Annotated in this window: 22 protein-coding genes; 12 read left to right on the plus strand and 10 right to left on the minus strand. The window is 73.4% G+C overall.

What is annotated here, in order from left to right; all coding sequences use genetic code 11:
• Positions 1–52 precede the first annotated feature (52 nt).
• Positions 53–847: an FAD-binding oxidoreductase gene (locus tag ACI79U_RS06485; RefSeq protein ID WP_457065920.1), complete on the minus strand. Its 795-nt coding sequence runs from the start codon at positions 845–847 to the stop codon at positions 53–55.
• Between the two features lie 8 nt (positions 848–855).
• On the minus strand, positions 856–1467 hold the full coding sequence (locus ACI79U_RS06490) for a sulfite oxidase-like oxidoreductase (protein WP_457065918.1): 612 nt from the start codon (positions 1465–1467) through the stop codon (positions 856–858).
• A 208-nt stretch (positions 1468–1675) separates the two neighbouring features.
• Between ACI79U_RS06490 and ACI79U_RS06495 the strand changes: the two genes are divergently transcribed.
• From ACI79U_RS06495 to ACI79U_RS06505, 3 genes are read left to right on the plus strand one after another with little or no spacing between them, the layout of a single operon-like run.
• Positions 1676–2377 (plus strand): succinate dehydrogenase cytochrome b subunit, encoded by a 702-nt coding sequence (locus tag ACI79U_RS06495; protein ID WP_457065916.1) that lies wholly within the window; start codon positions 1676–1678, stop codon positions 2375–2377.
• 17 nt (positions 2378–2394) lie between these two features.
• Positions 2395–4341 carry a fumarate reductase/succinate dehydrogenase flavoprotein subunit gene (locus tag ACI79U_RS06500; protein WP_457065913.1) on the plus strand — a complete coding sequence of 649 codons (1947 nt, stop codon included), beginning with the start codon at positions 2395–2397 and terminating at the stop codon, positions 4339–4341.
• Positions 4342–4358: 17 nt separating this feature from the next.
• Complete coding sequence (locus tag ACI79U_RS06505) at positions 4359–5117, plus strand: succinate dehydrogenase/fumarate reductase iron-sulfur subunit (protein ID WP_457065911.1); 759 nt, start codon at positions 4359–4361, stop codon at positions 5115–5117.
• Positions 5118–5280: 163 nt separating this feature from the next.
• On the opposite strand, the gene ACI79U_RS06510 is transcribed toward ACI79U_RS06505, so the two are convergent.
• The 3 genes from ACI79U_RS06510 to fdhA form a co-directional block, all read right to left on the minus strand.
• Positions 5281–5886 carry a GDSL-type esterase/lipase family protein gene (locus ACI79U_RS06510; RefSeq protein WP_457065909.1) on the minus strand — a complete coding sequence of 202 codons (606 nt, stop codon included), beginning with the start codon at positions 5884–5886 and terminating at the stop codon, positions 5281–5283.
• Positions 5887–5943: 57 nt separating this feature from the next.
• A complete protein-coding gene (locus tag ACI79U_RS06515; protein ID WP_457065907.1) occupies positions 5944–6141 on the minus strand; it encodes a hypothetical protein in 198 nt (65 codons plus the stop codon).
• Positions 6142–6242: 101 nt separating this feature from the next.
• Entirely contained in the window at positions 6243–7466 is a 1224-nt protein-coding gene (gene fdhA / locus ACI79U_RS06520; protein WP_457065905.1) for a formaldehyde dehydrogenase, glutathione-independent, read from the minus strand.
• A 239-nt stretch (positions 7467–7705) separates the two neighbouring features.
• On the opposite strand from fdhA, the gene ACI79U_RS06525 reads away from it, so the two are divergent.
• From ACI79U_RS06525 to ACI79U_RS06545, 5 genes are all read left to right on the plus strand, one after another.
• The gene (locus tag ACI79U_RS06525; RefSeq protein ID WP_457065903.1) at positions 7706–8620 is read left to right on the plus strand and encodes an MIP/aquaporin family protein; all 915 of its coding nucleotides are present in this window, start codon (positions 7706–7708) and stop codon (positions 8618–8620) included.
• Positions 8621–8639: 19 nt separating this feature from the next.
• Positions 8640–9641 (plus strand): dihydroxyacetone kinase subunit DhaK, encoded by a 1002-nt coding sequence (dhaK, locus tag ACI79U_RS06530; protein WP_457065901.1) that lies wholly within the window; start codon positions 8640–8642, stop codon positions 9639–9641.
• 2 nt (positions 9642–9643) lie between these two features.
• A complete protein-coding gene (gene dhaL / locus ACI79U_RS06535; RefSeq protein WP_457065899.1) occupies positions 9644–10276 on the plus strand; it encodes a dihydroxyacetone kinase subunit DhaL in 633 nt (210 codons plus the stop codon).
• Positions 10277–10282: 6 nt separating this feature from the next.
• On the plus strand, positions 10283–10693 hold the full coding sequence (dhaM, locus tag ACI79U_RS06540; protein WP_457072616.1) for a dihydroxyacetone kinase phosphoryl donor subunit DhaM: 411 nt from the start codon (positions 10283–10285) through the stop codon (positions 10691–10693).
• Between the two features lie 131 nt (positions 10694–10824).
• On the plus strand, positions 10825–12117 hold the full coding sequence (locus ACI79U_RS06545; protein ID WP_457065895.1) for a C40 family peptidase: 1293 nt from the start codon (positions 10825–10827) through the stop codon (positions 12115–12117).
• 60 nt (positions 12118–12177) lie between these two features.
• Here the strand turns inward: ACI79U_RS06545 and ACI79U_RS06550 are convergent, their stop codons facing one another.
• Positions 12178–13155 (minus strand): LLM class flavin-dependent oxidoreductase, encoded by a 978-nt coding sequence (locus tag ACI79U_RS06550; protein WP_457065893.1) that lies wholly within the window; start codon positions 13153–13155, stop codon positions 12178–12180.
• A 233-nt stretch (positions 13156–13388) separates the two neighbouring features.
• Here ACI79U_RS06550 and ACI79U_RS06555 point away from each other — a divergent pair, with 233 nt between their 5' ends.
• Positions 13389–13748, plus strand: a complete 360-nt coding sequence (locus tag ACI79U_RS06555) for a hypothetical protein (RefSeq protein ID WP_457065891.1) — start codon at positions 13389–13391, stop codon at positions 13746–13748.
• An 82-nt stretch (positions 13749–13830) separates the two neighbouring features.
• Positions 13831–14238, plus strand: a complete 408-nt coding sequence (locus tag ACI79U_RS06560) for a hypothetical protein (RefSeq protein ID WP_457065889.1) — start codon at positions 13831–13833, stop codon at positions 14236–14238.
• Between the two features lie 25 nt (positions 14239–14263).
• On the opposite strand, the gene ACI79U_RS06565 is transcribed toward ACI79U_RS06560, so the two are convergent.
• From ACI79U_RS06565 to ACI79U_RS06580, 4 genes are all read right to left on the minus strand, one after another.
• Positions 14264–14875 carry a hypothetical protein gene (locus ACI79U_RS06565; protein WP_457065887.1) on the minus strand — a complete coding sequence of 204 codons (612 nt, stop codon included), beginning with the start codon at positions 14873–14875 and terminating at the stop codon, positions 14264–14266.
• 89 nt (positions 14876–14964) lie between these two features.
• Positions 14965–15162 carry a hypothetical protein gene (locus ACI79U_RS06570; protein ID WP_457065885.1) on the minus strand — a complete coding sequence of 66 codons (198 nt, stop codon included), beginning with the start codon at positions 15160–15162 and terminating at the stop codon, positions 14965–14967.
• A gap of 175 nt (positions 15163–15337) precedes the next feature.
• Positions 15338–16072 (minus strand): ANTAR domain-containing protein, encoded by a 735-nt coding sequence (locus tag ACI79U_RS06575; protein ID WP_457065883.1) that lies wholly within the window; start codon positions 16070–16072, stop codon positions 15338–15340.
• A 114-nt stretch (positions 16073–16186) separates the two neighbouring features.
• Positions 16187–16699 (minus strand): hypothetical protein, encoded by a 513-nt coding sequence (locus ACI79U_RS06580; protein WP_457065881.1) that lies wholly within the window; start codon positions 16697–16699, stop codon positions 16187–16189.
• Between the two features lie 93 nt (positions 16700–16792).
• Here ACI79U_RS06580 and ACI79U_RS06585 point away from each other — a divergent pair, with 93 nt between their 5' ends.
• Together ACI79U_RS06585 and ACI79U_RS06590 are read left to right on the plus strand one after the other, a co-directional pair.
• Positions 16793–19162, plus strand: coding sequence for an MMPL family transporter (locus tag ACI79U_RS06585; protein WP_457065879.1), 2370 nt, complete (start codon positions 16793–16795; stop codon positions 19160–19162).
• Positions 19159–19929: an LmeA family phospholipid-binding protein gene (locus ACI79U_RS06590; RefSeq protein WP_457065877.1), complete on the plus strand. Its 771-nt coding sequence runs from the start codon at positions 19159–19161 to the stop codon at positions 19927–19929. Before ACI79U_RS06585 ends, ACI79U_RS06590 begins: the two co-directional genes overlap by 4 nt.
• Positions 19930–20065: the final 136 nt, after the last annotated feature.

The following is a 20065-nucleotide window of genomic DNA, read 5'->3' on the forward strand; positions in this document are numbered from 1 at the left end:
GACAGTCGAGCAGAGGTTAGCCTTGCCTTCATAGACCCGGAAGCCGGGCCCCTCAGCGCTTCGGCTGGTCCAGCGCCGAGGGGCCGAAGCGCTCGAGCCGGATCGACGACGGCGCCACGCCGAGCCCGACCAGCAGCTGACCGGCGGCCTCGGCGAAGGCCGCGGAACCGCACACGTACGCGGTCTGCCCCGGCTCCCACAGCGGCAGCAGGTCCATCGCGGTCATCCGGGCGGCCGGGCGGATGCCGTGCGCCTCCCGGGTGGTCACGATCAGTGCCCCGGCCGCGGCGAGCTCCTCGGCGTAGGGCAGCTCGGCCAGCGTGCGCGCCGACACCGCCACCCGCAGCAGGTCCAGCCGTCCGACGTCCCGGGCGTGCCGCACCATCGCCACCAGCGGGACGACGCCGCTGCCCCCGCCGACCAGCAGCGCGGGCGTGGCGCCGTCCCAGACGAACCAGCCCCCGATCGGCCCGCGGACCTCGAGCTCGTCGCCGGGCTCGACGACGTCGGCGAGGAAGGTGGAGACCTCCCCGTCGTCCAGCCGCTCCACGAACAGCTCCACCAGCGGGTCGCCCGGCGCCGACGCCACCGAGTACGACCGCTGCGCGGTGTACCCGTCCTCGGCGGTCAGCCGGACGACGTAGTGCTGGCCGGGCAGGTGGTCGACCCGGTCGTGGACGTCGAGCCGCAGCTGCACCGAGCGGGCGATCGGCCGCCGCAGCCCGGCGACGGTCGCGGTGCGCCAGCCACCGGCCGGCGCCGACGTCGTCGTCGTCAGTGCCGCAGGCTCGACCGGTTGCGGCTCGGCGCCCGGCGGGGTCGCGGGATCGGGGAGCGCGTCAGTCACCCTGCGTCTCAATCACCCTGGTACCGCTGCTGCCGCCACGGGTCACCCCGGTCGTGGTAGCCGTTCTGCTCCCAGAAGCCCTGCTGGTCACGCTTGAGCAGGGTGATCTTGCTGATCCACTTGGCGCTCTTCCAGAAGTACAGGTGCGGCACGAGCATGCGCACCGGGCCGCCGTGCTCGATCGGCAGCGGCTGGCCCTCGTACTCCCACACCAGCCAGGCCTTGCCGCCGGTGACGTCCTCGATGGGCAGGTTGGTGGTGTAGCCGGTCTTCGACGTCGCCATCACGAACCGCCCCTCGGCGGTCGGCCTCGCGACCTCCAGCAGCGAGTCGACGCTGACGCCGGCGAAGTGGGTGTCGAACTTCGACCAGGTGGTGACGCAGTGGATGTCGCCGCTGTAGGCCGACGCCGGCAGCGCGTGCGCCTCGTCCCAGCTCCAGGTGGTCGGGTTCTCGACCTCGCCGTCGACGGTGATCGTCCAGGTCTCCGGCGCGATCCGCGGCGTGGGCTCGGCGGTCAGCACCGGCCAGTCACCGCCGACGTCGTACTGGCCGGGTGGGAGCCGCGGGTCGCTGGGGCCGCGGCGGCGGCCCTGGAAGCCGCGAGTGGGTCCGGGCACGTCGCTGTTCCTCTCTGACCGGCCCTCGGGGGCGGGGGCGGGGCCGTTCGGCGGAGATCATCCTCCCCTCCGGCGGCCCGCGCCGCCCCCGGGTCGGCCACCGCCGGGGGCAGAGCCCCAGGTGAGGGTCGCCTTACATGAGACGTGTCACGGCGGGTTCATCTGGGTGTCATCGGGCACAGGGAATACCTTGGGTCCCGTGGCGACGATGACGACGCAGGAGGCTCCGCGAAGGGCCCCGAAGACCGGCCGGTTCTCCAGCTCGGTCGTGAAGAAGACGGTCATGGCGGTCAGCGGGATCATCATGATCCTCTACTTGGTCGCGCACATGATCGGCAACCTGAAGGCGTTCCAGGGAGCGGAGTCGTTCAACTCCTACTCCGGGTGGATCCGCACCATCGGCGACCCGGCGCTCCCGGCCCAGACGGTGCTGTGGATCATCCGCCTGGTGCTGCTGGTCGCGGTGGTGGCGCACTTCTGGGCGGCCATCTCCCTGTGGCGTCAGGCCAAGCGGGCCCGCCCGGTGCCCTACGCGACGAAGAAGCGCGTGCAGCAGAGCTTCGCCTCGCGCACCGTCCGCTGGGGCGGGCTGATCCTGGCCCTGTTCATCATCTGGCACATCCTCGACCTCACCCTGGGCGCGGTGAACCCCGAGGGCCACGACAGCACGCCCTACGAGCGGCTGGTCGCCAGCTTCTCCAACATCCCGGTCACGGCGTTCTACGTGGTCTCCATGCTGCTGCTGGGCCTCCACCTCCGGCACGGCATCTTCGCCGCCACCCAGACCCTCGGGCAGACCAACAAGCGCCGTGAGCGGGCCGTGAACGGGCTCGCCTACGTCGTCGCCACCGTGCTGACCGTGGGCTTCCTGCTCGTCCCGCTGTCCGTCGCCTTCGGCCTGATCGACTGAGAGAGAAGAACACTCCGATGCCTCTCGAGCTCTTCACCGTCGGCGAGCCGATCGCCGACACCAAGGCCCCCCGTGACGTCCCGCTCCCCGAGCGCTGGAACGAGCGCAAGTTCCGCGCCCGGCTGGTCAACCCGGCCAACCGCCGCCGGCTCTCGATCATCGTCGTCGGCACCGGCCTGGCCGGCGGCTCGGCGGCGGCCTCGCTGGCCGAGATGGGCTACCGGGTCAAGAACTTCTGGTTCCAGGACAGCCCGCGGCGGGCGCACAGCGTGGCCGCCCAGGGCGGCATCAACGCGGCCAAGAACTACCGCAACGACGGCGACAGCGTGCACCGGCTGTTCTACGACACGGTCAAGGGCGGCGACTTCCGCTCCCGGGAGGACAACTCCTACCGGTTGGCCGAGGTCAGCGCCGCGATCATCGACCAGGCCGTGGCCCAGGGCGTGCCCTTCGCCCGCGAGTACGGCGGCCTGCTGGACAACCGCTCCTTCGGTGGCGCCCAGGTCTCGCGCACCTTCTACGCCCGCGGCCAGACCGGTCAGCAGCTGCTCTACGGCGCCTACCAGGCCCTGGAGCGGCAGATCGGGCTGGGCAACGTCGAGCAGCACCCGCGCACCGAGATGCTCGACCTGATCGTCGTCGACGGGAAGGCCCGGGGCATCGTCGTCCGGGACCTGATCACCGGCGAGATCACCAGCCACTTCGCCGACGCGGTGGTGCTGGCCTCGGGTGGGTACAGCAACGTCTTCTACCTCTCCACCAACGCCAAGGGCTCCAACGTCACGGCGGCCTGGCGGGCGCACAAGCGCGGCGCGCTGTTCGCCAACCCCTGCTACACGCAGATCCACCCGACCTGCATCCCGGTCAGCGGCGACTACCAGTCGAAGCTGACGCTGATGAGCGAGTCGCTGCGCAACGACGGCCGCGTCTGGGTGCCCAAGGAACGCGGGGACACCCGCAACCCGCTGGACATCCCCGAGGACGAGCGCGACTACTACCTCGAGCGCAAGTACCCGGCGTTCGGCAACCTGGTGCCCCGCGACATCGCCTCGCGCCAGGCCAAGAACGTCTGCGACGAGGGTCGCGGCGTCGGGCCGAACGGCCTGGGCGTGTACCTGGACTTCAGCGACGCCATCGCCCGGGTGGGCCGCGCGGCGATCGAGGCCAAGTACGGCAACCTCTTCGACATGTACAACCGGATCACCGGTGAGGACGCGTACGAGACCGGGATGCGGATCTACCCGGCCGTGCACTACACGATGGGCGGACTGTGGGTCGACTACGACCTGTCGTCCAACATCCCGGGCCTGTTCGTCATCGGTGAGGCCAACTTCTCCGACCAGGGCGCCAACCGGCTGGGCGCCAGCGCGCTGATGCAGGGCCTGGCCGACGGCTACTTCGTGCTCCCCAGCACGATCAGCAACTACCTCGCCGACGGCCCCTTCCCCAAGGTCGACGCCACGCACCCGGCGGCGGTCGAGGCCGAGCAGTCCGTCCGGGCGCAGACCGAGCGGCTGCTGTCGATCAACGGCACCCGCACGGTGGCCTCCTTCCACCGCGAGCTGGGCAAGCTGGTGTGGGACCTCTGCGGCATGGAGCGCTCGGAGGAGGGCCTGCGCAAGGCGCTGGACCGGATCCCGGAGATCCGGCACGAGTTCTGGACCAACGTGAAGGTCTCCGGCGAGCAGGGCGTCTTCAACCAGAACCTGGAGCACGCCGGCCGGGTCGCCGACTTCATCGAGCTCGCCGAGCTGATGTGCGTCGACGCGCTGCACCGCAACGAGAGCTGCGGTGGCCACTTCCGGGTGGAGAGCCAGACGCCGGAGGGTGAGGCGCTGCGCGACGACGAGAACTACGCCTACGTCGCCGCGTGGGAGTACACCCCGGAGGGCGAGCCGCCGGTGCTGCACCGCGAGGCCCTCGAGTACGAGTACGTCCACCTCGCACAGCGGAGCTACAAGTGACCAGCACAGAGCCACGCATGATGAGCCTGACCCTGCGCATCTGGCGCCAGCGGGACCGGACCCAGAAGGGCAAGATGGTGACCTACCACGTCACCGACGTCTCGCCCGACATGTCCTTCCTCGAGATGCTCGACGTGCTGAACGAGAAGCTGATCCTCGACGGCGACGACCCGGTGGCCTTCGACCACGACTGCCGCGAGGGCATCTGCGGTTCGTGCGGTCTGATGATCAACGGCATCGCGCACGGCCCCGAGCAGGCCACCGTCTGCCAGCTGCACATGCGCTCGTTCTCCGACGGCGACGTGCTGGACATCGAGCCCTGGCGCGCCGGCGGGTTCCCGGTGGTCAAGGACCTCGCGGTCGACCGGTCGGCGTTCGACCGGATCATCTCCGCCGGCGGGTTCATCAGCGCCCCCACCGGCACGGCCCCCGAGGCGCACTCCACCCCGGTGCCGAAGAAGGACTCCGACGCCGCCTTCGACGCCGCGACCTGCATCGGCTGCGGCGCCTGCGTCGCCGCGTGCCCGAACGGCTCGGCGATGCTGTTCACCGCCGCCAAGGTCGCCCACCTCGGGCTGCTCCCGCAGGGCCAGCCCGAGCGCGACACCCGGGTGCTCAAGATGGTGGCCCAGCAGGACGCCGAGGACTTCGGTGGCTGCAGCAACATCGGCGAGTGCTCCGCGGTCTGCCCCAAGGGCATCTCGATGGAGACGATCTCCCGGCTCAACCACGACCTGCTCGGTGCGCTCCGCGCCGGGGGCGTGCCCGCGAGCTGAAGAAGGACCCCCTTCCTCCCCACCCTTCGCAAGCTCAGGGCGGGCCCCTGGAAGGGGGCCGGGCGGGCCGACCCCTCATCCGGGGTGCCGGCCCGCTCGTCGCCCGGCCCCCTCGCAGGGCCCGACGCGAGCTGGCGAGCGGTGGGGGGCGAGGGGTCCTTCGTCAGGCCGCGTCCGCGCGGCGGTCGACCAGGGCGCGCAGGTGCGGGGCCAGCGCCTCCGCCACCAGCGCGTAGCCGGCCGAGGAGGGGTGGAACCGGTCGGCGGAGAACAGCCGCGGTTCGGCGGCGAAGCGGGCGGACAGCGCGGGCGCCACCGGGGCGACGACCCCACCGGCCGCCTCGGCGGCGGCGGTCTGCCGGGTGCGCACCTGGCCGCAGACGGCCGCCACCACGCCGCGCAACGCCGGCGGCACCCAGGCCACCGCGGAGAGGTCCGGGGTCGGGACCACGAGCACCCCGGTGCCCCGCCGGCGCAGCTGGGCGACGGCGGCGCCGAGGGCAGCCGCCGCCCGGGCCGGGGGCACCTGCCGGGTCAGGTCGTTGGCGCCGACCACCAGCAGGGCGACGTCGGCGTCCTGCGGCGCCCGCCGCACCTGGGCGTCGAGGTCCAGCGACGTGGCCCCGGGGACGGCGAGCACGGTGCAGCGCACGGCGCGGCCGGCCGCCTCGAGATCGCGGGTCAGCCGGGCGCCGAGGGTGTCCGCCGGCGCGGCGGCTCCGGTGCCGAAGGCCAGGGAGTCACCGAGGACGAGGAAGTGCAGGGTCACGGTGGGTACAACGGCGCGCCGCCGCGGGGTGTTGCGTGAGGTGCGGCTCCCCGCGCCTCAGCCGCCGCGGGCGAAGAGCTCGGCGGCCATCGCGTCGTCGATGAACGGGTACTTCACCTTGAACTGCGCCAGCGCCTCGGCGACGGAGAGCACGTGGGTCTCCCGCCTGCCGGCGGCGTCCACGGTCTGCACGGTGACCATGTCGCCGTTGATCGGGACCCAGTGGGTGTCGGCGTAGTCGGTGAAGACGTTCACCGCGCCATCCTCCCCCGCGCCGTCCTCCCCCGCGCCGGCGACGGCGCCAGGGAGGACGGCGCACGCCGGCCCGGCACGGGGCCGGGCCGGCGCGGGCGGGTTCAGGCGGCCTTGCCGGTCGTCCCGTGCGGGTCGATCACGTACTTCTTCGCCGCACCGGAGTCGAACTCCTGGTAGCCCCGCGGCGCCTCGTCCAGGGAGATGACGGTGGCGTTGACCGCCTTCGCGATCTGCACCTTGTCGTTGAGGATCGCCTTCATCAGCCCGAGGTTGTAGCGCATCACCGGGCACTGGCCCGTGGTGAACGAGATCGACTTGGCCCAGCCGGTGCCCAGGCTCAACGAGAGCGAGCCGACCTTGGCGGCCTCGTCGATGCCCCCCGGGTCACCGGTGACGTAGAGGCCGGGGATGCCGATGGCCCCGCCGGCCGCGGTCAGCTCCATCAGCGAGTTCAGCACCGTCGCCGGAGCCTCCTTCCCCGATCCCTCCCCGTGGCCGCGGGCCTCGAAGCCCACCGCGTCGACACCGGCGTCCACCTCGGGTACGCCGAGGATCTGCTCGATCTGGTCCTGCGGCGAGCCCTGGGAGACGTCGACGGTCTCGCAGCCGAAGCTGCGCGCCTGGGCCAGCCGCTCCTCGACGAGGTCGGCGACGATCACCACCGACGCGCCGAGCAGCTGGGCGCCGGCGGCGGCCGCCAGCCCCACCGGGCCGGCCCCCGCGATGTACACCGTCGACCCCGGCTTCACCCCGGCGGTGACCGCCCCGTGGAAACCCGTGGGGAAGATGTCCGACAGCATGGTCAGGTCCAGGATCTTCTCCATCGCCTGGTCCCGGTCGGGGAACTTCAGCAGGTTCCAGTCCGCGTAGGGCACCGTCACGTACTCGGCCTGCCCGCCGACCCAGCCGCCCATGTCCACGTACCCGTACGCCGCACCGGGGCGGGCCGGGTTCACGTTCAGGCAGATCCCGGTCTTGCCCTCCTTGCAGTTGCGGCAGCGCCCGCAGGCGATGTTGAACGGCACCGAGCAGAGGTCGCCGACGTCGATGAACTCGACGTCGCGCCCCTTCTCCACGACCTCGCCGAGGATCTCGTGGCCCAGCACGAGGTTCGGCGGGGCGGTGGTGCGGCCGCGGACCATGTGCTGGTCGCTGCCGCAGATGTTGGTGGTGACGACCTTGAGGATCACCCCGTGCTGCAGCTGCCGGCCGACGTTCGCCGGGTTCACCCCGGGACCGTCCTGCAGCTCCAGCTTGGGGTAGTCGATGTCGTGGACCTCGACCTTGCCCGGTTCGATGTACGCAACGCCTCTGTTGCCGGCCATCTCATGGCTCCTTCTGCTCGCGGACCGTGCTCCGGTGCCACCCACCGGCCGGTTCCGTCCCCCGGACCGACGGGCCACGGCCCGATGGTGCTCCTCCGGAGCCGTCGCGGCACCGTCTCGCGTCGCGCCGGAACAGGTCGCCGGGATCGACCGCGGACGGCGCGCAGGACTCCATTGCGCCATGACGTGGATCACAGCAGGCTGTGCCCCGTCCACCCACCGCAGTGCTGGAGGGGACCGTGTCCGAACCCGTCAAGCAGCGCACGCTCGCAGCCGAGATGGCCGCCGAGTTCGCCGGGACGTTCATCCTGATCCTCTTCGGCGTCGGCGTCGTCGCCCAGGTGGTGGCCGGCGGCCTGGGCGACCACGACAGCATCGCCTGGGCCTGGGGCCTGGGCGTCACGCTGGGCGTCTACACCGCCGCGCGGATCAGCGGCGCGCACATCAACCCCGCCGTCACCCTCGCCCTGGCGGTCTTCCGCGACTTCCCCTGGCGCAAGGTGGCGCCCTACGCGCTGGCCCAGACGCTGGGTGCGATGGCCGCCGCCGTCCTGGTGCGGTGGAACTACACCGAGGTCATCGCCGCGATCGACCCGAACCACACGATCACCACCCAGGGCATCTTCTCCACCCTCCCGGGCAACGGGACGCTGCCGGTCGGCACCTGGGGTGCCTTCCGCGACCAGATCATCGGCACGGCGATCCTGCTGTTCCTGGTGCTGGCCGTGACCGACCTGCGCAACACCGCGCCGGGGGTCAACATGGGCCCGTTCATCATCGGCCTGATCGTCGTGGCGATCGGCATGGCCTGGGGCACCAACGCCGGCTACGCGATCAACCCGGCCCGCGACTTCGGCCCACGGCTGGTGTCCTACCTGACCGGCTACGGCGGGGCCTGGCGAGATCAGAACGGCGACTTCTACTGGTGGGTGCCGATCGTGGGCCCGCTGATCGGCGCCGTCGTCGGTGCCCTGCTCTACGAGCTGCTCGTCGGCCGCCGGCTGCCGGTGGAGGACGAGCCGGAGGCCGGCCGCGCGCCCATCGAGCCCGAGCAGGTCGTCGGCGACGGCCGCACCGCGCCCCCGCGGGCCGTGGTGGACGACGACCGGCCGGCCGAGGCGCGCGGCCGGCCCCGCGCCGCCGACGGACCCTGACCCCCTTGCGAGGAGACCCGTGAAGAAACTGATCAACTCCCCCGCCGACGTCGTCGCGGAGTCCCTGCGCGGCCTGGCGATCGCCCACCCCGACCTGCGGGTCGACCACCCGAACCGGGTGGTCTTCCGCGGCGACGCGCCCGTGCGCGGCAAGGTGGGCATCGTCTCCGGCGGTGGCTCCGGGCACGAACCGATGCACGGCGGGTTCGTCGGGGCCGGGATGCTAGACGCGGCCTGCGCCGGCGAGGTGTTCACCTCGCCGGTGCCCGACCAGATGGTGGCGGCGACCACCGGCGTCGACGGCGGCGCCGGGGTGCTGCACCTGGTGAAGAACTACACCGGCGACGTGATGAACTTCGAGATGGCCGCCGAGCTGGTCGCCGCCGAGTCCGGCACCGAGGTGGTCTCGGTGGTGGTCGACGACGACGTCGCCGTGCAGGACAGCCTCTACACCGCCGGCCGGCGGGGGGTGGGCGCCACCGTGCTGGCCGAGAAGACCGCCGGCGCGGCGGCCGAGCAGGGCCGCTCGCTGGCCGAGGTCGCCGAGGTCGCCCGCACGGTGAACGCCCGCAGCCGCAGCATGGGCGTGGCGCTGACCTCCTGCACGGTGCCCAGCGCCGGCACCCCCACCTTCGACCTGCCCGAGGGCGAGATGGAGATCGGGATCGGCATCCACGGGGAGCCGGGGCGCCGCCGGGTACCGGTCGCGCCGGCCCGGGAGGTCGCCGAGATGCTGCTCGAGCCGGTCCTCGCCGACCTGGACTTCACCGGCGGCGACGGCGCGCTGGTCTTCCTCAACGGCATGGGCGGCACCCCGCTGATCGAGCTGTACCTCATGTTCGGCGAGGTGGTGCAGGTGCTGGAGAAGGCCGGGGTCACGGTGGCCCGTTCGCTGGTGGGCTCGTACATGACCAGCCTCGAGATGGCCGGGTGCTCGGTGACGCTGCTCCGGGTCGACGACGACCTGCTCCGCCTGTGGGACGCCCCGGTGCGCACTCCCGCGCTGCGGTGGGGGATGTGAGGGTGGCCGACGACCTCTCCCTCGACGCCCTGCAGGCCTGGGTGCGGGCCTTCGCCCGCGCCGTCACCGAGCACCGGGACGAGCTGACCCGGCTGGACCAGTCGATCGGCGACGGCGACCACGGCACGAACATGGACCGGGGCATGACCGCGGTGGTGGCCGCGCTGGACGCCGACCCACCCGCCGACGCCACCGCGCTGTTCAAGCAGGTGGGCACCACGCTGGTGAGCAAGGTCGGCGGCGCCAGCGGCCCGCTGTACGGCACGTTCTTCCTGCGCCTGGCCGGCGCGGGCGGCCCCGGCACGTGGGACGCGGCGACCTTCGCCAAGGCCCTGCGCGCCGGGCTCGACGGCGTCGTCGCGCGCGGCAAGGCGGAGGCCGGGGACAAGACGATGCTCGACGCGCTCATCCCCGCCTGCGACGCGCTGGACGCCGTCCTCGCCGCCGGCCGGCCGCTCGGCGAGGCGCTGGCCGCCGCGGCGACCGCGGCCCGGGAGGGGCGGGACGCGACCGTCCCGATGCCCGCCCGCAAGGGCCGGGCCAGCTACCTCGGTGAGCGCAGCACCGGCCACCAGGACCCCGGTGCCACCTCGACCACGCTGCTGGTCGAGGCCGCGGCCGCCGAGCTGGGCTGACCGGCGATGGCGCAGGTGGGGCTCGTGGTCGTCTCGCACAGCCGGCCGCTGGCCGAGGCCGCGGTCACGCTGGCACGGCAGATGGTGACCGCCCAGGACGTGCTGATCGAGGTGGCGGCCGGCACCGAGGACGGCAGCCTCGGCACCGACGCGGTGGCGATCTCCGAGGCGGTCACCGCGGCCGACCGGGGGGACGGCGTCGTGGTGCTGATGGACCTGGGCAGCGCGGTGCTCTCGGCGGAGACGGCGATGGAGCTCGTCGACGACGGGCTGCGCGAGCGCGTGGTCCTCTCCCCCGGGCCGCTGGTCGAGGGACTGGTGGGCGCCGCCGTCGTCGCCGCCGGTGGCGGCGACCGGGAGAGGGTCGCCGCCGAGGCGGCCCGTGGCCTGGCGCCCAAGCAGGCGCACCTGGGCTGAACGCCGGCCGGGACCACCGGGTTGCTGCCGGCAACTCGGTTCACTCCCGCCCCTCAAGCACCGCGTTGATCACGTCGATCAGGTGGTCGGGTCACCCGAACGGGTGAGCGGACCAGCTGAGGAGCGCGATCGTGAGCACGCAGGTGTCGGCCGGACGTCGGGTCGGAGCACGGCTGACGCACCGACTCGCGGGGGTCATCGCCGCGATCACCGTCGCGCTGGTGGTCGTGCCCGGCACCGCGGCGGCGACGCCGGGCAACCCGAGTGACGCCCAGCTGCGCGCCGCCGAGCAGGCGAAGGCCGACGCCGCCGGTCAGGTCGGCGCCGTCGCCGCCCAGCTGGCCGGCGCGCAGGCGGATCTGGCGGCCGCACAGGCGGCGTCGGCGATCGCGCTGGACACCTTCCAGGGCAAGCAGGCCGAGCACGAGGCGGCGCAGGTCGCCGCCGAGGCCGCCGCCGCCGCGGCCCGGCAGGCCGCCGAGGAGCTCGCCGCCGCCCGCGCCGCGGTGGCCGCCTTCGCCCGCAGCAGCTACGTGCAGGGCAGCACCTCCCCCGGCCTGGCCGCGCTGCTGGACGCCGGCGGCCCGGCGGAGATGCTGGAGCGCGCCGCGCTGCTGGACGCCGCCGGGAGGCACCGCACCGACGTGCTCGCCGAGGTCACGGTGGCCGAGCAGCAGGCGGCGGCCGCCGACGCCGCGGCGCAGCAGGCCCTGGCCCGGGCCGAGGAACTGCGGCAGGAGGCGGCCGCGGCGCTCGCCGTCGCCGAGCAGGTCGAGGCCGGTGCCCGCCAGCAGGCCGCCGCCTTCGCCGCCCAGCAGAGCCGACTGCAGGCCCAGCTGGACGCGGCCCAGCAGACCCTGTCCGGGCTGCAGGGGGCACGAGCCACCGCCGAGCAGCTCCAGCGGCAGCAGGCCGCCGCCGCGCAGAGCCGGGCGCAGGCCCAGCCGGTGCGTCAGCTGGTCAGCTCGAGCCCCGCCGGTGCGTCGTCCGGCACCCGGGCCGGCGCCGGGTCGGCCTCGGCCGCCGAGACCGCGATCGACGCGGCCGAGCGGTACCTGGGCACCATCTACTCCTGGGGCGGCGGCGCGCTGAACGGCCCGAGCGTCGGCTGGGGCGTGGACGCCGGCGTGGTCGGTTTCGACTGCTCCGGGCTCACCCGCTACGCCTACGCCCAGGCCGGTGTCAGCATCCCCCGCAACAGCAGCCAGCAGTACCGGGCGCTGCCCAAGGTCTCCCGGGCGGACCTGCAGCGCGGCGACCTGGTCTTCTGGGCGACCGACACCAGCGACCCGTCGACCATCCACCACGTCGCCCTCTACCTGGGCGGGGGCCGGATCCTCGAGGCCCCGCAGAGCGGCTCGGTCATCCAGGTCACCTCGATGCGCTGGGGCGGCTTCATCGGCGGCGTCCGCCCCAGCGCCTGAGAAAGGACCCCGCTGCCCCCCACCGCTCGCAAGCTCGCAGTGGGCCCCTGCAGCGGGGCCTCAGGCGACCGCCTCGGCGGTCAGCTCCACCGAGCGCAGCCGGCCCTCGGTGGTGGGTGACTGGTGGGCGACGATCAGCTCGTCGGCGTCGGCCTGCTTGCGGAACCGATCGAGGAAGTCACCGACCTGGGCCGGCGTGCCGACGGCGGTGTGCGTGAGCATCGAGCCCACGTGGTGGCCGGCGCCCTGCTCGAGCAGCAGGTCCGCCTCCTCGTCGGTCAGCGACCGGCCGCGGCCGAACAGCCCGATCGCGAGGTTGCGACGCACCGCGGCCAGGTTCTGCCGGGCGGCGTCCTCGGTGTCGGCGGCCACCACGTTCACCCCGGCGATCACGTAGGGCTCGGCCAGCTGGTCCGACGGCTTGAACTCCCGCCGGTAGGTGGCGACGGCGGCCTCCAGCGCCTGCGGGGCGAAGTGGCTGGCGAAGGCGTAGGGCAGGCCGAGGGCCGCGGCGAGGTGCGCGCCGAACAGCGAGGAGCCGAGCACGTACAGCGGCACGTCGGTGCCCTTGCCGGGGATCGCGTCGACGCCGGGCACCCGGGAGTTGCCGGTCAGGTAGCCCTGCAGCTCCAGCACGTCCTGCGGGAAGGTCTCCGCGGAATTGGGGTCGCGGCGCAGCGCGTACATGGTGTTCTGGTCCGAGCCGGGCGCCCGGCCGAGCCCCAGGTCGATGCGGTCGGGGTACATCGCGGCGAGCGTGCCGAACTGCTCGGCGATCGTCAGCGGCGCGTGGTTGGGCAGCATGACGCCGCCGGCGCCGAGCCGGATGGTGCTGGTCTGCGCGCCCACGTGGGAGATCAGCACGCTGGTCGCCGAGGAGGCGATGGTCGGCATGTTGTGGTGCTCGGCGTACCAGACCCGCCGGTAGCCGGTGGCCTCCGCCCGCTGGGCGAGGGCGACGCTGGCCGCGATGCTGCTGCTGGCGGTCTCCCCGCGGGCGATCGGGGCGAGATCGAGGACGGACAGCGGGATGCGCATGAGGTGCAGACCTTCCAGTCGGTTGCCCGGCACAACGCGCGGGGCCCGGACGTCCTTCCCGTCGGCCGGCGGCCTCCCCGGCGACCCGCCGTCCGCGCGGACTGCACCGACCACGCGGTGGCCGACCTGCTCGCACACGGCCGGCGGGCGACGTCCTGCCTCGTGCGGCCCGGGCGTCACATCCGTCGCGCGCCTCACCCGGCGTACATGATCTTGCGCTTACAGTCCGCCCCGTGCCTGATCTTGGGATGACGACGCTCGCGGGTGCGCCGCTGGACATCGAGTTCTTCCACCTGGGCGAGTGGTTCCCCGCCGCCCTGCTGGGGTGGCGCCACGACGCCTGGGGCGCGTGCGAGCTGCGGGTGCAGTTCGAGATCGGTGGCCTGAAGCGGGCCAGCTGGATGGCGATGGCCGACGTCCGGCTCCCCCAGCGGCAGGCCGCGCGCCGCGTCGCGCCGCCGGTGCCGTGGCACCGGGCCGAGGACGACCACGTCGTCCCGATCCGCTACGACCTCGGGTGGCACGCCCCGTCGCCGGCCGGCTGGGACGTCCCCCGGCCGCGGACCGGCGAGCACTCCTACAGCCGCGCCTGAGCCCTTCCCCCGGGCGGCCCCCGGTGGGACCCTCGGAGGACCACGCCCGAGTCCGTGGCGCGCGTCTCGACGAGGAGCCGCCGTGTTCTGCCCCAGCAGCTACAGCCAGGACCACATCGACTCCCGGCGCGCGGCCGTCGACGCCCGGCTGGCCGCCTGGCGGCACCTGGTCGCCGCCACCGGCGGGCACGCCGCGCTGGAGGAGTTCGAGCCGGTCTTCTTCAACGACCTGGTGCTGGTCCTCGACAGCTGCCTGCTGCACCGCGATCAGTGCACCGAGGCCACCGACAGCAGCGTGGTCACCGAGGTGCGGGTGCTCGCCGCCTCACTGGTGAGCGGGGGCCGGGTGCTGGCCGACCGGCAGCTCCGGCTGCACCCGGGCCACACCGTGCTCGGCCACCGGGTCGGCCAGGAGATCGCGCTGCGCGAAGCGGACTTCACCGCCCTGGCGAAGGCGTTCTTCACCGAGCTCGAGGCCCGCTACCTCTGAGCGGTCACCGGCTCTGCAGCGCGGCTCAGCGACTCTGCAGGGCGTCCAGTGCCACCGCCATCGACGCGGCCACCCGGAAGTCCAGCCGCGGGTCGGGCACGGTGACCCGGTAGCGGTCGCGGATCGCCTTCTGCCGCTCGCTGACCAGCACCGGCTGGCCGGTCGCGGTGTCGGTGAAGTCGAAGTGGAAGACGAAGGGCACCCACACGTCCCCCACGACCGGGAGCACGGTCCAGACCCGGCGGACGACGGCCAGCACCGGGCGCCGCTCCTGCCCGACCGCCTCGAGGCCGGGGGCGGAGAGCTTCCAGGTGGAGCGGAGCAGGCTGGCGCCGAACTGCTTGCTGAACATGCCCAGCGGCTGCCCCTGCTCGTCGTACACGTCGTGCTCGGCCGCGACGTCCAGCCGCTGGCGGGCCTTGAAGGAGAAGACCCGGCGGTTCTTGGACTCGTCGGCGAAGAAGACGACCTCCTCCTTCAGCTTCATCCGCTTCTGCTCGGCGAGGGCCAGCAGCTGGCCCTCGGAGCCGTCCGGGTTGGCGGCCAGGACCTCGTAGCGGTTGACCATCATGGTGATCCGCTGCTTCACGAAGAAGGCGGGCACCACCATGGCGGCGGGCTGGGGCGGGACGGTCACGGGCGCGCTCCTCGTCGGATCGGACGTCGCAGGCATCTTGCCGCAGAACGCCGGTCACCGGGGCGGCCGGCGTGCCCGCCCGGAGGCGGCTAGCGCTGCTGTCTGCGGGCGACGAGGACGAGGCCACCGAGCAGCAGCACGATGGGCGCCCAGGGCGGCAGCCCGAACGGCCCGATGACGAGCCCGATGAGGAAGAGGGCCAGCTGGAAGACGACCACGAAGGCCACCAGCATGCCCACCCAGAAGAGCACGGGCCGCTCCATCCGCAGCCGGTACAGGTAGTCCACGTCGTCCCCTCGGTCGTGCGGTCCCGGTGATCACCCGGTGCGGTCACCGGCCAGCGCCCCGCCATCGTCATCGGCAGCAAGGGGCGTCTGCTGAAGAGCAACACCGACCCGGCGGCGGGAATGCCCGGAGCCGAGCCGGAGGGGCACCGACGGGCTGTTCGGACGACGACGGTCCCTACCGAGGGGGGTCGGAGTCCAGCGCCAGCTCCTGGACCGCGATCGCGCGCTCGAGCACCCGGGCAGCGACGTCCTCCAGCGACGAGCCGGCCGCGAAGGCGTGGGCCCGGAGCAGGGCCAGCGCGTCCGGGCTCGAGACGTGCAGAGCCGCGTTGACGAAGCCCATCGCCTGCCAGACCGTCGACCGGCGTTCCGCCGCCGGCGCGTCCAACCACGCCGGGCCGTCGGACCGGCTTTCCACGTGCTGGCCCTGCGCCTGCAGGACCGCGGTCACCTCGGCGCTGATCAGCAGGGCGTCCCGCAGGCTCAGCGAACCGACGTCGCGGGGCGGGACGAGGTACAGGTCGAGGGCACCGATGCCCCGGAGCTCGCCGCGCAGCGGGATCGAGATGGTGCCCCGGATCCTGGTGTGGGTGACCAGGCCGTCGTAGAAGGCCGGCCACCGGGCACGGATCGACCGCTCGTCGGCGAGCACGGGATCGCCCGTGGCGTGGGAGGCCAGGCAGGGGCCCTCACCCGAGGTGAACTGCAGCCGCTCGGCCTGGCACGACTCCGGGTCGCTCGCCCCCAGCGGCAGCCGCCGGTCGGAGAGGAAGAAGAGGCTGATCCCGGCGCCGTCCACCGGCAGCACCAGGGCGCACGCCCGGGCGATGCGTTCGGGGAGCAGTTCGGATCCGGGCAGGTCAGCCGTGGATGCGGCCAGCGCGCGGTGGAAGTCCTCGACGACGGTCACGTGGCTCCGGCTGGTCGTGCGCCAGCGCGGGTGCCTGACGACAGCAGCCGGCAGGGCTCACCGGCCCCCGGTGACTGTCCCGATCCTGCCGTCGGGAAACCAGCCGGGCCACGGTCAACTCGGCGGCGCAGGGGACGTCGAGGGCGCGGGCGCCGACTCCGAGCCCCCCGGCGCGGTGCCCGTGGGGGTGGCCTCCCCGGTCTCGGTGACGACGACGCAGGCGGCGATGTCGGTGCGCAGCCGCCCCTGCAGGGGCTGCAGCCGCCGGACCACCTCGTCGAGACGGACGGCGTTGAGCTGGCTGGCCGCCTCGCCGAGGTCGTCGATCGCGGCCACGACGTCCTGGGCACCGTTCATGGCGCGCAGGCAGGCGGCGTTGACGAGCACCTCGGCGGTCTCCCCCGTGGGCGGCGCCTCCGGCAACGGGACGTCGGCATCCGCGCCGGGGACGACGGGGGCAGCGCGCGGGACCGGCGCCGATCCCTCGGCCAGCAGGCCGACGAGCAGCCCGCCGGTGAAGATCCCGAGCACGAAGGTGGCCGCGGCCAGCCACCACCGCACCGCCCGACCGGCGCGCCCGTCGGGCGCCGGGGACCTGCTGCTCGTGTCGGTGTCGGTGTCGGTCATGGTCGTCCTCTCACCGTCGCGCGCAGGCGCACGACCGCCGGTAGCGTACGGCTGCTGAGCCCATTCGGTAGGACCGCGAGGCTGGAGGCCCCGGTGCCAGCCACGGCCGTCCCCCGATGGTTCTCCGGGGTGGCCGCCGGCGCCCGGCGGGTGATCGGACTGGGCCGGTCCGCGACGCGCCGGGCCGGGCGCGCCTACCGCGACGCCGTGGTCAAGGCCCGCTGGTTCGTGGTGGCGGGCTGGCTCGCGCTGACCGTGATCGTGTCGGCGTTCCTCCCCACCCCCGGCGGGGGCGGCGGGGCGGACATCGGCGCCCTGCTGCCGGAGGGCAGCCCGGCGGCCGCCGTCCAGGAGCGGTCCCTCGAGCTGTTCCGGGTGCCGGTGCTCTCCCAGACCTCGGTCGTGGTGCACGACCCCGACGGCCTCAGCGTCCTCACCCAGGCCGACGTCGCCCTCTGGGCGGCCACCCACACCCAGGCGTACCTGGACGGCAACGTGCCAGCCGGGCGGGGGCAGATCGTCGCCGCCGTCCCGGTGCCCACCTCGACGCCGGAGACGGCCGTCACCTACCTGTACGTCTCCAACTACACGTCGCTGGCCCGGACCAGGGACCTGGCTCGCGAGTACGCCGCCCACTTCCACAACCAGAGCTCGGTGCGGACCTACGTCGCCGGGGTGGTCCCGGCCCAGGTGGCCCAGGCCGACTACCTCGAGTCGCGGCTGCACCTGTTCGAGGTCGCCACCCTGGTGCTGATCGCCACCGTCGTGGGGCTCACCTTCCGCTCGGTGGTGGCCCCGTTCGTCGTGCTGCTGGCCGCGGGGCTGGGGTACCTGGTCGCCATCCGCAGCCTCGGGGTGCTCGCCGCGGCGTTCGGCTTCGCGCTCCCCGACCAGCTGCAGCCGCTGATCGCCGCGCTGCTGATCGGGGTGGTCACCGACTACTGCGTGCTCTTCTTCGCCGGCCTGCGGCAGCAGCTGGACCGGGGGCTGCCCCGGCTGGACGCGACCCGGCGGGCGGTGACCACCAACGCACCGATCATCGCGGTCGCCGGGATCACCGTCGCGGCCGGCACCGCGGCGCTGCTGGCGGCGGAGTTCGAGCTGTTCCAGGCGTTCGGACCGGCGCTGTCGCTGACCGTCGTCATCGGGGTGCTGGTGTCGCTGACCCTGGTGCCGGCCCTGATGGCGATCCTGGGCGAGCGGCTCTTCGGGCTGGGGACCCTGCGGACCTCCCGCCGCCCCCCGAGTCGCCGAGGGAACGGCTGGCTGCTCCGGATCGTCGTCGACCGACGCGGCGCGACGGTGGCGACGCTGCTGGCCACCGGCGTGCTGCTCCTGGCCGCGGCGCCGCTGCTGCAGATGCGCCTGGACCTGTCCTTCACCTCGGGACTGCCGGCCGACGACCCGGTGAGCCGGGGGGCGGCGGTGCTCGAGGACTCCGGGATCCGGGGGGTCATCGCCCCCACGGAGGTGATCGTCGAGGGCGACGGGGTCATCGAACAGCGGGCGGAGCTGGAGGACCTGCAAGAGGCCATCGAGGCACAGCCGGGGGTGGCCGAGGTGCTCGGCCCGGCCCAGAACCCGCTCCCCGACGGCTTCGGCGTCGTCTTCTCCGCCGACGGCGACGCCGCCCGCTTCGTCGTGATCCTGGACAGCGACCCACTGGCCGCACCGGCGATCAGCGACCTGCGCGGGCTCACCGACCGGCTGGACACCCTGGCCGCGGACGCCGGGCTGCAGGACGCCGAGGTGGCGGTGACCGGGCAGACCGCGATCGCCGGTGAGCTCGCCGCGATCACCCGGGAGAACCTGCGGATCACGCTGACCGCGGTGCTGCTGGTGGAGCTGCTGATCCTGATCGTGTACCTGCGCGCCCTCTGCGCCCCGGTGGTCCTGCTGGCCTGCAGCGCGCTGGGCGTCGCGGCGGCGCTCGGGCTGAGCGTCCTGCTCTTCCAAGTGGTGCTCGGCGACCCCGGGCTGGCCTTCTACGTCCCGTTCGCGACCGCCGTGCTGTTGCTGGCACTGGGGTCTGACTACAACGTGTTCGCCGTCGGCTCCATCTGGGAGGCGGCCACCCGACATCCGCTGAGCAAGGCGATCATGCTGGCGATGCCGGCCACGTCCCGGGCGATAAGCGCGGCGGGGCTGATCCTCGCCGCCACCTTCGGGATGGTGGCGATCATCCCGCTGCAGACGTTCCGGCAGGTGGCGTTCACCATGGCCGCCGGGTTGCTCATCGACACGTTCCTGATCCGACCGGTGCTCACCCCGGCGGTGCTCACCCTGTTGGGACGAGCGGCCAGCTGGCCCAGCAAGCGGGTCCGCACCGAGTCGGTGCCGGTCGACGATCTGCGCCGCACCGCCGCCGCGGGGGCGCGGAGCGGGGGTCCCGAGGTGACCCGGGACGAGACGCTCGAGAACGAGGCCCTGGAGGACCTGCCCGCCGGAGCCCAGGCGCGATGACGGTGACCGGCGACGGCGCGACGGCCGGTGGGTCCACTCCCCCGCGGCCGGGACCGGCGCGCACCACCGTGCTGGTGGGCATCTCCGTGGTGCTCGGCACCGCACTCCTGCTGTGGGGCGCCGATCGGCTGGCCCGGTGGGGCGCCGAGGCGGCGCTGGCGCAGGCCGTCCAGGAGGCCACCGGCATCGCCGAACGGCCGTCGGTGCAGGTGCACGGCGGGTTCTTCCTGCTCCAGGCGGTGCAGGGCCGGTACGACGACGTCGGGATCAGCGTCCGCGAGGTCTCCTCGGGGCCGATGTCGATCGACTCGGTGGAGGCCCGGCTGACCGGGGTGCACGTGTCGTTCCACGACCTCCTGGTCCGGGACCCCGGTCCCGTGTGGATCGAGCGGTCGGTCGGGGAGGCGTTCCTCGGCTACGACGACCTCAACCGCTACCTCGAGATCACCGGGCGCCCCGTGACGGTCGGCCCAGCGCCCGGGGGCGAGGTGCGGCTGACCGGCACGGTCGGGCTCCTGGGCCGGCCGATCTCGGCGTCCGCCCTGGCGCAGCTCTCACCCCGGGGCGGGGCACTGGCCATCTCACCGACCGCCGTGGACACCGGGACGCCGCTCGCCCCGGCCAGCCGCCTGCTGCTCGGACAGCGCTTCGCACTCCTGGTGCCGCTGGACCCGTTGCCCTTCGGCCAGGAGCTCACCGCGATCGAGGCCGGCCAGGACGGGCTGGTGGTGCAGGTCCAGGGCACCGACGTCGTCGTCCGGCCCTGACCCGCAGCACCGACGCTCCTATGACGCGTCAAGCCATTGCTGGTGGTGATTCGAGGCGGCGGTAGAGCTCGCGGGCGATGTAGCGCTTGAGGCAGCGCTTGATCTCTCGGTCGGTCTTGCCCTGGGCGCGGCGGCG

The sequence above is a fragment of the Modestobacter sp. SYSU DS0904 genome (assembly GCF_054051115.1).

Coding starts and splice junctions, on each gene's coding strand:
- fdhA (WP_457065905.1), bottom strand. CDS start 7,466: ATGGCCGGCAACAGAGGCGTTGCGTACATCGAACCGGGCAAGGTCGAG.
- dhaM (WP_457072616.1), top strand. CDS start 10,283: ATGGCGCAGGTGGGGCTCGTGGTCGTCTCGCACAGCCGGCCGCTGGCC.
- ACI79U_RS06500 (WP_457065913.1), top strand. CDS start 2,395: ATGCCTCTCGAGCTCTTCACCGTCGGCGAGCCGATCGCCGACACCAAG.
- ACI79U_RS06580 (WP_457065881.1), bottom strand. CDS start 16,699: ATGACCGACACCGACACCGACACGAGCAGCAGGTCCCCGGCGCCCGAC.
- ACI79U_RS06550 (WP_457065893.1), bottom strand. CDS start 13,155: ATGCGCATCCCGCTGTCCGTCCTCGATCTCGCCCCGATCGCCCGCGGG.
- ACI79U_RS06505 (WP_457065911.1), top strand. CDS start 4,359: ATGATGAGCCTGACCCTGCGCATCTGGCGCCAGCGGGACCGGACCCAG.
- ACI79U_RS06590 (WP_457065877.1), top strand. CDS start 19,159: ATGACGGTGACCGGCGACGGCGCGACGGCCGGTGGGTCCACTCCCCCG.
- ACI79U_RS06495 (WP_457065916.1), top strand. CDS start 1,676: ATGACGACGCAGGAGGCTCCGCGAAGGGCCCCGAAGACCGGCCGGTTC.